Consider the following 12077-nt stretch of genomic DNA (forward strand, 5'->3'; position numbering starts at 1 on the left):
AGCACGAAGTGACGGAAGAGAACGAATATGGCAAGAATCATTGGTGGTATCGGCACGTCCCATGTACCCACGATCGGGTTGGCGTACGACAAGGGCAAGCAGAACGAACCGGCATGGGCGCCGATGTTCAAGGGTTATGAACCGGTGGCGCAGTGGCTGGCCGAGCAGAAGCCCGACGTGATGGTGATGTTCTACAACGACCACGCGAACAGCTTCTTCTTCGACTGCTATCCCACGTTCGCGCTCGGCGTGTCGCCCAACCACGAGTTCGCCGATGAAGGCGCCGGCAAGCGTCCGCTGCCCGACATCGCCGGTCATCCGGATCTCGCGATCCATATCGTCGAACAACTGGTCGCCGACGAATTCGATCTGACCGTCTTCCAGGACCGCCCGCTCGATCACGGCGTCAATTCGCCGCTGTCGCTGATGCTGCCGCATCAGGGCGGCTGGCCGCTGTCGCTGGTGCCGCTCGAAGTGAACGTGCTGCAGTATCCGCTGCCCACCGCGAATCGCTGCTACCGGCTCGGCCAGGCGCTGCGTCGCGCGATCGAATCGTTCGAGCAGGATCTGAAGGTCGTGGTGGTCGGCACGGGCGGGCTGTCGCACCAGGTGCATGGCGAACGCAGCGGCTTCAACAACACCGAATGGGACATGGAATTCCTCGACCTGATCGTCAGCGATCCGGAGCGTCTTGCCGCGATGAAGCACGTCGATTACGTGCGCCTCGGCGGCGCGGAAAGCGTCGAGACGATCATGTGGCTCGCGATGCGCGGGGCGCTGGGTCAGAAGGTCCGCGAACTGCATCGCAGCTACTACCTGGCGACCAGCACCGCGATGGCCGTGACGATCTACGAAGAAGAGGTGGCGTAATGAATCCGCAACTGGTTGGCGTCGAAGAACTGACCGGCACGTATCCGTTCGATATCCGCCAGAGCATGAAGGCGATGCGCCTGAACCGCTTTTTCTGGCAGATGCGCGAAGCGTCGGCGCGCGCGCTGTGGCTCGAAAACCGCACCGCCTCATACGATGCGGCCGGCCTGACGCCGGAAGAACGCACGCTGGTCGACAACACCGACTGGATCGGTCTGATCCGTTATGGGGTGTCTTTCTTCGTGCTCGAGAAGTTCGCGCGTGTGGTGAAGATCACCAATCTCGGCGTGTACGCGAGCATGCGCGGCGAAACGCTCGAAGCGTTTCTGAAGACTCGTCAGGTACCCGACGCCGTTTAAAGGCCGCGCATCAAGGCAGCGCTGTGCGCTGGGCAATCCGATTTGAAGTTCCGATGTGTAGTTCAAACCATCCGGCTTACTTCGACCCGGCCGTGATTATCGGCGGGTTCATGTCGCATATCTTCTTTACTGTGCCGTTGGCGTTGACCGTCAAGCGGTTGAAAGGTAAAGGGCTTTGGCTATACGTCGAAAACGGCCGCACGCTCGCGTCTGTCGTGATCGACGGAGATAACGACACGGCTGTCGCTCATTTGCGCTGGTTCATCGTCGACGATTCTTTGCGCGGCGCCGGGATTGGACGGCAATTGCTGTCGCATGCCATGCGTTTCTTCGACGAGCGGTTCGACGAAACCTATCTATGGACGTTCAAGGGGCTCGACGCGGCGCGTCATCTGTACGAGTCATTCGGCTTTCGGCTAAGTGAAGAATCGGAAGGCACGCAATGGGGAACACGCGTGGTCGAGCAGCGTTTCAACCGGCTTTGCGCAAGGAAAGGCGATAACGGTACTGCGTGATCGGCGCGGCAGCGAACTCGACGCCGTCGGTCAGTGCGCGAGGACCGACGCCGCGATCCGGTCGGCCAAATCGCCGAGAACGCGGCTCAACGCGGCCGCCTGCGCGAGCGCATCGTGTCCATTGATCGCGGAGTCGAGCGTCACCTGCTGCCGCAGCGACGCCTGATCCGAGTGCCCGGCCAGCAGCGTCCACTCCGCTTGCAGCGTCAGCGTGCCGCTCGGGTCGGCCGTGGCATTCAGCACGGTGACGACCAGCGCGCGCGTGCCGGGCGGCGCGGGTGCATCCGGAACGACGAACGATCCGGCGGGCAGTCGCATGAGCAAGTCCTGGGCAAGCGTTTTGCGCATCATCAGAGCGAGCGGTGCGCCCCACAGGTCGCTATCGTCGATCGTCAGCCGGTTCTGCGAAGCCAGCGTGACGACTTCGAGCCGATCGAGCACCGCGGGAATATGCACGGCGGTCAGTTGAATCGGTGGGATCGGCGCCGTGGCGGGCGGCGCGTCGGCGGGCATCGGGTTCAACGTCACATAGCGTGTCGGTATGCTGTGTCCGCATCCGGCGAGCGTCATCGCCGCGACGGTTACGACAAACGCCGCCGTCCTGACGCTCGTCGCGAGCGATGCCGCGACGGCGCGTCCGACGGGGAACGTGGACCTCGTCATCATTGAGCCTCCTGCTGCCTGCCATGGATCAGTGCCTCCGGATGGCGGTCGAGATAGTCGGCCAGTGCCCGAATCGAGCGCGCGGTGTCGGTCAGCTCCTGCATGGCGGCAGGCAGGTCGTTCTGGCTCGACGCGTCGCCGCCTAGCGTACGGTTCGCCGCGGCAACGGTGCGATCGGCCGCGTTCGCCGTCTCGCGCAATTGCGCGACGAGCGGACCGATCTGTGGCGAGACCTGCTGCAACGTGTGATCGATCTGCGCGACCGAGTGGTCGATGTGCGTCAGGCTGTCCTTGATCTGAGGCGAGGAACTGAGCGCGTTGATATGCGCGGCGATACTGCGGACCTGTTCGCCGGTTTGCCGGATCGGGAGATCGTCGATTTTCTGGATCACCTCGTTGGCCTTGGCCATCGTCGTGTCGAGATTTGCGGCGGCGACGCTCGGAATGACGGGCAGGCCGTCCTCGCTGGCGAGCGTCGCCACCGGCGCGCCTTGCACGAAGTCGAGGTCGATCTTGTCCGCGCCGACGAGCGGCGGATCTTGCGACAACCGCGCGCGCAAGCCTGTGGCGACGAGGCGGGTGAGCATGCCGTCGACGAGCGGGCGCCAGTTCCCGTTGGCCGGTGGCGGCGCGCCGACGATGCCAAGCTGCGACGGGTTCAGCGCGATCTGCACCGGGGTGCTCAGCGCGCCCGTGCGTGCGTCGTAGTTCAGGCGCACGCTGGTGACGGTGCCCACGTCGAAACCGCGCAATTGCACATCGGCACCACTCTTCAGGTCGCCGACCGCACCGTCGAAGCGCACCAGATAGGTGACGACCGGGCCGTGCCCCGGCGCGAGCGCGGGGCGGCGATCGACTCCGTCGAAACGCGATGCCGGTTCGCCGGGCCCGGGCTCCATCACGATCTCGGGGCCGGACAGCACTGCCTTGATCGACGCTGGATCGTTGAGATCAACGTGTGCGCCGCGCAGGAAAAACCTGGTCTCGCTGCGCAGATACTTTTTTTCGGCGCGATCTATCTTGAGCTCGGCTTTCACGTGTTGGCCATCGGGCGCGAGCGTAATCTCCGAGACGGCGCCGACCTTCACGCCGCGCAGCGTGACGATCGTGTCGTCGGGCTTCATGCCGTACGCGTTGTCGAAGGTTACCGTGACCGTCTCGCCATGATGCATCAACGCGCGAACGCCGAGCCATCCGGCCATCGCGAAGGCTGCGACCGGCACCGCCCAGATCCAGCCGGGCCACGAGCTGCGCCGCACCTGAGCTTGCGAACGACGGGGACGCGTGCCGCTCATCGCTTGCTCCGCGGGTGGACGTCCCACATCAGGCGCGGGTCGAATGCGCGCGAAGCGGCCATCGTCAGAAACACGACCAGCGCGAACGCGGTGGCGCCAATGGCGGGTCTCGCCGCGGCGATGCCGTCGAACCGGACCAGCGGCACGAACGCCGCGATCGTGAACACGTCGACGTACGACCATCGGCCGAGTTCGTCGATCAGGCGGTACAGATGCGCCTTGACCCGCAGATGCCGGCGCGAACGGCGCCGAACGGAGACGACGAACCATGCCATGCCGAGAATCTTCGCCACCGGAATGACGATGCTCGTACAGATGATCAGAATGCCGAGCGGCCACAGGCCAGCGTGAAACAGCTGGTAGACGCCGTCGATGATCCGGGTTGAGTGGGTCCGCCCGAGTTGCATCGAAGTGGTCATCGGAAAGAAGTTGGCCGGGATCGTCAGAACGAGCGCGGCGAGCGACAGCGCAGCCGCGCGCACGACGGCGTCGGTTTTGCGAGCGCGCAACGTCAGTGCGCAGCGAGGGCAGGGGCGCCCCTCCTGCGACATCGGCACGACCAGATCGCAAACCGTGCAGGACAGCGGCGCTTCATGTTCCGGCAACTCGTTTTCCGCGGCGATCGCGCGCCACACCGTTCTCCGGTCGAGCGACGCGCGCGTGAGCATCGACAGCAGCGCCGCGGCGATGAAGCAGTAGCCGCCGGGGGCGATCGTGCCGGTCAGATTCTGCGTCACGCGCGCGTAACCGACGAAGCAGCCGACCAGATAGACGTCGGGCATGGCCCAGATATCGAGCGAGGTGGTCCAGCGAAACAGCGCGCCGATTCCTCTGGTACGCCGGCCGAGCCGCAGCGCGGCGAGGACGATCACGAGGCCGCCAAAGCGGATGAATGGCAGCACGATACCGAAGGTGCCGAGCAGTACCGCGAGAATGAACCAGCCATCGTTCCACATCTGCACGATGCCCGACGACAGCAGTGATGAGCGTTCGACGCCGAGCATGTGGACATACATCAGGGGCGCGAGGTTGGCCGGAAACAGCAATACGAAGGTCGCGCTCGCGCAGGCGAGCGCCGCGGTCTGGCTTCGGCCGCTACGCCGCTCGAGCGGAAAGTGACAGGCGCGGCAACGCGCGTAGGTATGGGCGGTGAGCGGCGGGATGTCTTCGAGCGCGCCGCATTCGGGGCAGCCGATCGTCATGCGACGTTCTCCATCGGCTGTCCGTTTTCAGGCGGGCAGCGCGTTGCGAATGAAGTTTCGCCGATCATCCCTCGACCCCCGGGCGCCGTTTGGCGCGTGCATGTACGGCAGACGCGCTGGCGCGCGCCAGCTCTTGTCCTCCACTAGCATGGCGCGTTCCCGGCCGGCCTCGGCGCGCCGGGCAGCGCGGACGGTCGGCGGCGGCGGTGTGGCGTCAGTCGGGTGAGCGGTTCCGATCCGCTTCGCTTTGCGAGCCGGGCGGCGTGCCCGGTTTGGTGTTCGGCGCCGCTGACGGAGCGGCGTCGGCAATGATCAGCAACCTCGACGACAGCGCGTCGGGATGGCCCGGCTTGAACCAGTTCATCTCGGGAATGCGTGAATCGGTCAGGTAGATCGTGCCGTCCGGCCCTTCCGCGAACGTATCCGGCCATCGCAGGCCGGGCTCGTGCAGCAACGTCGTCAATGTCGCGCCGTCCCATACCTTCACCGCGTGTTCTTCGACCGCGGTAATCAGCAGGCGTCCCGTCCGGTCGATGTGCAGCCCGTCGGCGGGGCGATGCTCGAGCACTTTCTCGACGCGGTTGCCGACTTCATCGGTCGCGAGCGTGGTATCGCGAAGCGCTTCGGTGGGCACGCGGTAAAGCGTTTTGCCCTTCACCGCCTGCCAGTACAGATACAGTCCATCGCGAGTGAGCGCGATGCCGTCGGCCGCCAATTCGACGCCGCGTCCATCGGGACGCCGCAATGGTGCGCCGCCAGCATGGACCGTGACGCCCGGATCCGTTTGCGTCGACGGATGCCCGTCGAGCACGCGGCGCGCTTGACCGGTGCCGAGATCGACCACCACGATCGCGCCGCGTGTTCCAGAGTCCGTGATGTAGGCGAAACGGCCGTCGGGACTGATGCGCACGTCGTTCAGATAGCTGCCCTGAGACGCGATTTCGAGCGTGAACGCAATGCAGCCGACGACGCTATCCGTCGCAAGATCGATGCGGACCAATTTAGGGGCACCCGGCACGACGAACGCCTGGGCCGGCGCGCCGGGGTCGAGTACCCACAGGTTGTTTTGGGAATCGCACAGCATCGCCTGCACGCAGACCCAGCGATCCTGCGGGTTCAACTCGTCACGCCTGGCATTGCGCCAGCCGTTCCATCGATCGTCGGGATAGGGACGGACGTCGCCATCGGGCGTGAGTACGCCGACGGAGATCGGCGCGTCTTCTGTCCAGCGCGGGAAGTTGACGAAGATGCGTCCGTCCGCGGCGACGGCGACGCCGGTCACCTGGTGCCCGAACGACGCAATCTCGCGCAGATGCGGCAGCGAGCCGTCGTCACCGGCGCTCGATGCAGGCGCGGCGGTCAGTGGAACCCGATCCGCGGCGGTTGGCGTGGCGGTGTCTTTCATGGGCTGCCTCCGGGACAGGACGGAAATGTCCGTATTCAGCAAATCGAATGTCGCGTGCAAAGATAAAGTGAATCGTAATCCGCGAATCTTTCGGAAGGTATTCAACGTGAATTGCGGACCGTCCTTTATGCGAATTGTTTGACTTTCGCGCGAGCAGAGAACGGTAGTGCGCGCAATAGGGAAAGCCGAGTTGTCGCGTAGCGCTTGATACGACATGGTGCGCTAAAAGGCCGCGTTGCTACTACGTCATTCAGGGCGAAAAGAATCGCGCCGCGGCGGCGTGCGGAGCCGCCGTACCAAACGGTCCATTTCGGCAACTCTGACTCTCAGGGTTTCTCCTGACTCGCCTTTGGAGCCGCCGTGTCACTCGTGCGCTACACCGCTCATTTGCAAAGAAAAAATAATGCCGACGTTAAAGGAATGTGCTAGAAAATAACAATTGCACGCGCAGACAAATAGCAACGCCTGCAAGTAAAAATTTCGGCTTTCAATACTCTTAATCGGCCGCGAGGTGGATCATGAGAACAACGACGCTTTGGGGGCTCGGGGTGACGACGGTCGCTTCGGTGCTAACGCTGCAGTGTTATCCAGCGTGGGCCGACGGGCCCGAAGCGGCCTATGCGTCCGACGACGAGGTACCGGCCGGCTCGCTCAGTCCGAACGAGTACAAGGTCAATGCGGACGGCATGAAAGAAGATCCGAATGCGAAGATGTCGGACGTGGCCCGCGCGTATCGCAATGGCTATATCAACCGCGGCAAGCAGGATCAGGCCGATTACCAGGCAATGATCGACTCGCACAATCACGGTCAGCGGCAACCCGCCAGGACCGACGTCGCGCGGGTCGACGTGCCGCCGCTGCCGCCGGGCGTTCCCGAAGACGATAACTCGAAGTACACGAGTATTCCGCCGCAGCCTCAGAAGCCGCGGCCGGTCCAATACGCGCAGCGTCAGGTGCCGCAACCGCCGCCGCAACAGCAATATCAGCAGGTGTACCAGCAGCCGCAGTACGCGCCGCCGCCAATGCAATACCAGCAGGCGCCGGCCTACGCGCAGATGCAGCCGGTCTACGACAACCAGCCGGTATACGTGCGGCAGGACTATCCTCAGCCGCCCGTGCAGTACGTGCCGGTTTATCCGCAGGCGCAATACGATGAAATGCCGCAGGTCGTGGAAACGGTGGTTCAACCGGCCGCGCCTGTCGCTTATCAGGTTTATCGTCCGCCGGTCTATTGGGCGCAGCCGCGCGTGTATGCGTATCGCGCGCCGGTCTACAGCTATCGTATGTGGCGTTGAGGTATTGCGCGAGTCGTGGCGGCGTTGCGCAGCAATGGACCGCCGCGGCGAATACTCGCACGCATCGATTGATTGGCCGATAGAAAGTACTCAGGCCGCCGCATTCGTGGCGGGCTGAGTACTTTCTTTTATTCGTTTTGCGCTAGTGACCGCTGGCACCTCTCGTGCGCACATTCAAATGGTTATTCACCTGTCTGACCCCGCGTACCGATCTCGCGACACTGCCCGCGCGTTGCACCTGAGCGCGCTGCGGTACCCAACCGGTCAGCGTCACGATACCGCGGCGCGCCTGCACGTGAATCGACGTTGAATGCAGGTTCGGTGTGCGTGCGAGCGCGCGCCGCACGTCGCGCGCGAGTTCGCTATCGGGTCTGTTGCGAGCCGGCGATGCCGCCATGGATTGGCTTTGCGCGGAAGCATCGTTCGGCATGCCGCCACTGGTTTGCGCATTCGCACAGGTCGCAGTGCCGATCGCAATCGCTGCCGCGGCAATGGCGCCAATTAGGGTGCTCGCGCTGTCTTTTCTCACAGGTCCTCCTGTACCACCTGATTGTCGCTCGCCGCGCAGCAGATCGACGTTGCGGCTATTGCGGTTGCCCGTTGCCCAATAGCGCGCCCGTCGTGACGACCGCGCAGTACTCATGATCGAGATTGGCCAGTGACATCGCATGAACGTCGTCGGCGCTGCGCGGCGTTCCGTGCCAGTCGGTCCGTGCAAAAGTGAAACAGCCGTCGGCCACGAGATAGGTATCGAAACCGAGGTTGCCGGCCATTCGCACCGTGGCCTCGACCGAGTTGTTGGTGATGACACCCGCCACGACCAGCGTCGTGTGGCCGGCGGCGCGCAGGCGGTCTTCGAGTCCCGTGCCGATGAACGCGTTATTCGTGCGTTTCGCAATCACCGGTTCGTCGGGCAACGGCACGTTGGACGCCTTGAATTCGTGTCCCGCCTGACCCGGCCGATAGTGCGACCCAGGCTCCGTCGAGTCGTGCCGCACATGCCACACCGGCCAGCCTCGGCTACGCCAATGCGCGAGCAAGCGGCTCACCTGCGTCTCGGCTGCGGGATTGTTGCGCTCGCCCCAGCTCGGATGATCGATCGCGCGTTGCAGATCGATCAACAACAATACGGCGCCGGCGGAAGGAGCGGGAGAGCGCATGGGTCGAATGAGTCTGTGTGGGTGTCGATATGGTTCTGGCAGACTTTACCGTATTGGCGCCATCAATAGCCATGTATGATGGCGGGCTCGCGCCCGGCAGGGCGCCCTGCGCGGGCGGCTTGCGCGCATCGCGCGCCGTCTGCCGCGCCCACCGGGCCGCAACGCATCCATTCACGATGATCCAGAGGAAGACCGCCATGACGGCTGCAACGCAATTCGACCAGGTTTCTGTTGTCAAACGAGCCAACGTGTACTTCGACGGCAAGTGCGTGTCGCACACCGTGCTGTTCGCCGACGGCACGCGCAAGACGCTCGGCGTGATCCTGCCCGGCACGCTGAACTTCGGCACCGACGCGCCGGAGCTGATGGAAGTGCAGGCGGGCAAATGCCGCATCCGTCTCGACGGCAGCGATGAGTGGAAGACCTATGGCGCGGGCGAATCGTTCTCGGTGCCTGGCAAGAGCCGCTTCGATATCGATGTGGTCGAAACGCTGGACTACGTTTGCAGCTATCTGTAAGCGGCTTTAAGGCGCGTGCAGTGGGATAAGAAAGACCTGCTGCAAGCAGCCGGGACGGCTTGGACAATAGGCCCAGACTATCTTTGCTCAGATGTGTTGAAGAGACAACACGCAAGCATTCGCGAGTGCATGCGTGAGCCAGGTACTCAGAATGGGCCGTCCATTACGCTTCGCTTCGACGATGAACCTTACGCTGTCTCTTTCGCCACGATCTCCTCGATCACCTGCACGAATTGCTCGACCGGCTGGCCGCCGGTCACCAGATAGCGGCGGTTGAAAATGATCGACGGCACCGATTGAATGCCCGTTTCCTGATTGTTCTTTTCCGCTTCGCGCACTTCATCGGCATACGCGCCGCTCGTCAGCACGTCGCGCGCTTCGTTGGCGTCGAGTCCTACCGACTGGGCCGCTTCGACCAGCACGTCATGATTGCCCGGATTCTTGCCGTCGGCATGATACGCGCGCAATAGCGCGAGCTTCAGCGGTAACTGGTGGCCCTTCAGGCCGGCCCAATGCAGCAGGCGGTGCGCGTCGAACGTGTTGTAGGTGCGGATGCGCGGACCGAAATCGAAGCCGACGCTCGCGCCGCGTTCGCGGATCATCGCCTGCGTTTCGGCGATCTGCTCGGCCGTGCGGCCGTATTTCTTGCCGAGATACTCGACGATGTCTTCGCCGTCCGGTCCCATCTGCGGATTCAGTTCGAATGGATGCACGACGATGCGCGCGTCGATTTTGTCCTGAAGCCGCGCGAGCGCGAGCTGCAGCGACGACAGGCCGATCGCGCACCACGGGCAGGCGATGTCGGAAACAAAATCGATGGTGAGCTGCTGTTTCATGGTTGTCCTGGCGGAATGAAGTGCGATGCGGCGGCGGCAAGTGCGGCCGCAACGATACCGACAGCGTAGCGTGAATCGTCCGTCCGTGCAGTGCGGCTGAATTTGACCGCAAGACCCGGAGTGTTTTCCCGCCACCACACTCGTACACTAAGTTCATCGAGCTACCTACTTTGATGGCGCGGGCGACGAGCCCGCGCCGCCCACTCATCGACGATGAACGCAATCGCTCCCACCCAAACGATCGACCAACGCGTCGACGCACTCGACTGGCCGCGGATCGAACACGATCTCGATCAGTACGGCTGCGCCGCCGTGCCGCAACTGTTGACGCCCCGCGAATGCGACGCGCTGAGCGCGCTCTATACACGCGACGCGCTTTATCGCAGCCGCGTCGTCATGGCGCGCCACGGCTTCGGTCGCGGCGAATACAAGTACTTTGCGTATCCGCTGCCGTCGCTCGTCGGCGGCTTGCGCGGTGCCCTTTATCCGCACCTCGTGCCGGTCGCGAACCGCTGGAACATGGCGATGGGCATCGACGTGCGCTATCCGCCGAAACATGCGGATTTCATTCGACGCTGCCATGACGCGGGCCAGGTGCGTCCGACGCCGCTGATCCTGCAATACGGCGAGGGCGATTTCAACTGCCTGCATCAGGATCTGTACGGCGAACACGTGTTCCCGCTGCAGGTTGCGGTACTGCTGTCGGAGCCGGGGCGCGACTTCACAGGCGGCGAGTTCGTGATGACCGAGCAGCGTCCGCGCATGCAGTCGCGTGCCGAAGTCGTGCCGCTCGCGAAGGGCGACGCGGTCGTGTTCACCGTGAACAGCCGGCCCGTGCAGGGTACGCGCGGGCCGTATCGCGTGAATCTGCGGCACGGCGTGAGCCGCCTGCGCTCGGGACATCGGCATACGGTCGGCATCATCTTTCATGATGCGCTGTGAGGGCCGCTGTCGGCGCAATGGCGCAACACCGCGTGCCGTGAGACGATAACGGCCACGATTCCAGCGATCTGCCGCCATTGTCGTAAGATCCGTCGCCTCGTCCCATGGAAAACCTGCTCAAGAAACTCGATCTGACTTCGCTGCGTCTGTTCGTCGCCGTTTGCCAGGAGCGCAATATCGCGCGCGCGGCGGAGCGCGAGTTCATCGCGTCGTCGGCGGTGAGCCGGCGCATCGCCGAGATCGAGGCGCTGATCGGCCTGCCGGTGATTCAACGGCAGTCGCGCGGCATTACCGTGACGCCGGTCGGCGAGACCGTGCTGCGCTACGCGCTCGCGATCATCGGCAATATAGAGCAGATGAGCGCGGAGTTGTCGCGCTTTTCGACGGGCGTCAAAGGGCGCGTGAGGGTGGTTGCGAATCTGTCGTCGATCGTGCAGTTTTTGCCTGAAGACGTGGCCGCATTCGGCCGCGCGTTCCCGGATGTAGCGATCGAACTCGAAGAAGAAAACAGCGCGGACGTGCTGCGTATCGTCGACGAACACGGCGCGGACTTCGGCATCTGCAATCCGGTCGCTGGCAGCGAGGCGTTCGAGCAGGTGCCGTACCGCCAGGACCGGCTCGCGGTGCTCGTGCCGGGTGGGCATCGGCTCGCCAGCGCGGCGCGGGTGAACTTCGACGATCTGTTGCACGACAGCTTCGTCGGCTTGCGCAGCGAAAGCGCGCTCACACGTTTGCTCGCGCAGCAGGCGGCGAGCGCGGGCCAGCAGCTCGACGTGCGGATGCGCGTGAGCAGTCTCGATGCGCTGTGCCGGATGGTGCATGCGGGGCTCGGCATCGCGATCGTGCCCGAGCCGGTCGGCCTGCTCTACGTGAACACGCTCGACGTGCGGCTGCTGCCGCTTGCCGATGCGTGGGCGGAGCGTCATCTGATCATCATCTTCAAGGCGCGCGAGCAGTTGAGCGCGAGCGCGGCCGCGCTGGTGTCGTTCCTCGGCAATCCGCCTTAGACGATTCCAC

General features: G+C 63.8%; 13 protein-coding genes and 1 pseudogene. 7 read left to right on the forward strand and 7 right to left on the reverse strand.

The window, feature by feature from the left end:
* The first annotated feature begins 27 nt into the window (after window positions 1-27).
* The 3 genes and pseudogenes from HDG34_RS28140 to HDG34_RS28150 form a co-directional block, all read left to right on the forward strand.
* Entirely contained in the window at window positions 28-870 is an 843-nt protein-coding gene (locus tag HDG34_RS28140; RefSeq protein WP_184054301.1) for a gallate dioxygenase, read from the forward strand.
* Window positions 870-1229, forward strand: a complete 360-nt coding sequence (locus HDG34_RS28145; RefSeq protein ID WP_090806862.1) for a protocatechuate 3,4-dioxygenase — start codon at window positions 870-872, stop codon at window positions 1227-1229. Before HDG34_RS28140 ends, HDG34_RS28145 begins: the two co-directional genes overlap by 1 nt.
* Window positions 1230-1393: 164 nt before the next feature.
* A pseudogene (locus tag HDG34_RS28150) lies at window positions 1394-1744 on the forward strand (GNAT family N-acetyltransferase); the annotation flags it as partial.
* 30 nt (window positions 1745-1774) lie between these two features.
* Here the strand turns inward: HDG34_RS28150 and HDG34_RS28155 are convergent.
* The 4 genes from HDG34_RS28155 to HDG34_RS28170 all read right to left on the reverse strand — a co-directional run bounded on the left by HDG34_RS28155 (window position 1775) and on the right by HDG34_RS28170 (window position 6309).
* Window positions 1775-2410: a membrane integrity-associated transporter subunit PqiC gene (locus tag HDG34_RS28155; protein ID WP_184064405.1), complete on the reverse strand. Its 636-nt coding sequence runs from the start codon at window positions 2408-2410 to the stop codon at window positions 1775-1777.
* Window positions 2407-3702, reverse strand: coding sequence for an MlaD family protein (locus HDG34_RS28160; protein ID WP_184064408.1), 1296 nt, complete (start codon window positions 3700-3702; stop codon window positions 2407-2409). The genes HDG34_RS28155 and HDG34_RS28160 overlap by 4 nt, the downstream gene beginning before the upstream one ends.
* Window positions 3699-4904, reverse strand: coding sequence for a paraquat-inducible protein A (locus HDG34_RS28165; protein ID WP_184064412.1), 1206 nt, complete (start codon window positions 4902-4904; stop codon window positions 3699-3701). The genes HDG34_RS28160 and HDG34_RS28165 overlap by 4 nt, the downstream gene beginning before the upstream one ends.
* Window positions 4905-5118: 214 nt before the next feature.
* A complete protein-coding gene (locus tag HDG34_RS28170) occupies window positions 5119-6309 on the reverse strand; it encodes an L-dopachrome tautomerase-related protein (protein ID WP_184064415.1) in 1191 nt (396 codons plus the stop codon).
* A gap of 518 nt (window positions 6310-6827) precedes the next feature.
* On the opposite strand from HDG34_RS28170, the gene HDG34_RS28175 reads away from it, so the two are divergent.
* Window positions 6828-7604 (forward strand): hypothetical protein, encoded by a 777-nt coding sequence (locus HDG34_RS28175; RefSeq protein WP_035471695.1) that lies wholly within the window; start codon window positions 6828-6830, stop codon window positions 7602-7604.
* A gap of 142 nt (window positions 7605-7746) precedes the next feature.
* Here HDG34_RS28175 and HDG34_RS39915 read toward each other — a convergent pair whose 3' ends face one another.
* Both HDG34_RS39915 and HDG34_RS28185 read right to left on the reverse strand, forming a co-directional pair.
* On the reverse strand, window positions 7747-8274 hold the full coding sequence (locus tag HDG34_RS39915) for a BON domain-containing protein (protein WP_311734750.1): 528 nt from the start codon (window positions 8272-8274) through the stop codon (window positions 7747-7749).
* Window positions 8189-8764 carry a cysteine hydrolase family protein gene (locus tag HDG34_RS28185; protein ID WP_184064421.1) on the reverse strand — a complete coding sequence of 192 codons (576 nt, stop codon included), beginning with the start codon at window positions 8762-8764 and terminating at the stop codon, window positions 8189-8191. Before HDG34_RS28185 ends, HDG34_RS39915 begins: the two co-directional genes overlap by 86 nt.
* A gap of 197 nt (window positions 8765-8961) precedes the next feature.
* Here HDG34_RS28185 and HDG34_RS28190 point away from each other — a divergent pair, with 197 nt between their 5' ends.
* Window positions 8962-9282 (forward strand): pyrimidine/purine nucleoside phosphorylase, encoded by a 321-nt coding sequence (locus HDG34_RS28190; RefSeq protein ID WP_008917257.1) that lies wholly within the window; start codon window positions 8962-8964, stop codon window positions 9280-9282.
* A gap of 188 nt (window positions 9283-9470) precedes the next feature.
* On the opposite strand, the gene HDG34_RS28195 is transcribed toward HDG34_RS28190, so the two are convergent.
* Window positions 9471-10118 (reverse strand): DsbA family oxidoreductase, encoded by a 648-nt coding sequence (locus HDG34_RS28195; protein ID WP_184064424.1) that lies wholly within the window; start codon window positions 10116-10118, stop codon window positions 9471-9473.
* Window positions 10119-10331: 213 nt separating this feature from the next.
* Between HDG34_RS28195 and HDG34_RS28200 the strand changes: the two genes are divergently transcribed.
* Window positions 10332-11060 carry a 2OG-Fe(II) oxygenase gene (locus HDG34_RS28200; protein ID WP_184064427.1) on the forward strand — a complete coding sequence of 243 codons (729 nt, stop codon included), beginning with the start codon at window positions 10332-10334 and terminating at the stop codon, window positions 11058-11060.
* A 104-nt stretch (window positions 11061-11164) separates the two neighbouring features.
* A complete protein-coding gene (locus tag HDG34_RS28205) occupies window positions 11165-12067 on the forward strand; it encodes a LysR family transcriptional regulator (protein ID WP_184064430.1) in 903 nt (300 codons plus the stop codon).
* Window positions 12068-12077: the final 10 nt, after the last annotated feature.

The sequence above is a fragment of the Paraburkholderia sp. HC6.4b genome, from assembly GCF_014200875.1.
GTDB classification, from domain to species: Bacteria; Pseudomonadota; Gammaproteobacteria; order Burkholderiales; family Burkholderiaceae; genus Paraburkholderia; species Paraburkholderia tuberum.

Bases quoted from the DNA above. Each gene is read 5' to 3' on its own strand.
- HDG34_RS28140 (WP_184054301.1), top strand. From the start codon at position 28: ATGGCAAGAATCATTGGTGGTATCGGCACGTCCCATGTACCCACGATC.
- HDG34_RS28145 (WP_090806862.1), top strand. From the start codon at position 870: ATGAATCCGCAACTGGTTGGCGTCGAAGAACTGACCGGCACGTATCCG.
- HDG34_RS28155 (WP_184064405.1), bottom strand. From the start codon at position 2,410: ATGATGACGAGGTCCACGTTCCCCGTCGGACGCGCCGTCGCGGCATCG.
- HDG34_RS28160 (WP_184064408.1), bottom strand. From the start codon at position 3,702: ATGAGCGGCACGCGTCCCCGTCGTTCGCAAGCTCAGGTGCGGCGCAGC.
- HDG34_RS28165 (WP_184064412.1), bottom strand. From the start codon at position 4,904: ATGACGATCGGCTGCCCCGAATGCGGCGCGCTCGAAGACATCCCGCCG.
- HDG34_RS28170 (WP_184064415.1), bottom strand. From the start codon at position 6,309: ATGAAAGACACCGCCACGCCAACCGCCGCGGATCGGGTTCCACTGACC.
- HDG34_RS28175 (WP_035471695.1), top strand. From the start codon at position 6,828: ATGAGAACAACGACGCTTTGGGGGCTCGGGGTGACGACGGTCGCTTCG.
- HDG34_RS39915 (WP_311734750.1), bottom strand. From the start codon at position 8,274: ATGCGATGTCACTGGCCAATCTCGATCATGAGTACTGCGCGGTCGTCA.
- HDG34_RS28185 (WP_184064421.1), bottom strand. From the start codon at position 8,764: ATGCGCTCTCCCGCTCCTTCCGCCGGCGCCGTATTGTTGTTGATCGAT.
- HDG34_RS28190 (WP_008917257.1), top strand. From the start codon at position 8,962: ATGACGGCTGCAACGCAATTCGACCAGGTTTCTGTTGTCAAACGAGCC.
- HDG34_RS28195 (WP_184064424.1), bottom strand. From the start codon at position 10,118: ATGAAACAGCAGCTCACCATCGATTTTGTTTCCGACATCGCCTGCCCG.
- HDG34_RS28200 (WP_184064427.1), top strand. From the start codon at position 10,332: ATGAACGCAATCGCTCCCACCCAAACGATCGACCAACGCGTCGACGCA.
- HDG34_RS28205 (WP_184064430.1), top strand. From the start codon at position 11,165: ATGGAAAACCTGCTCAAGAAACTCGATCTGACTTCGCTGCGTCTGTTC.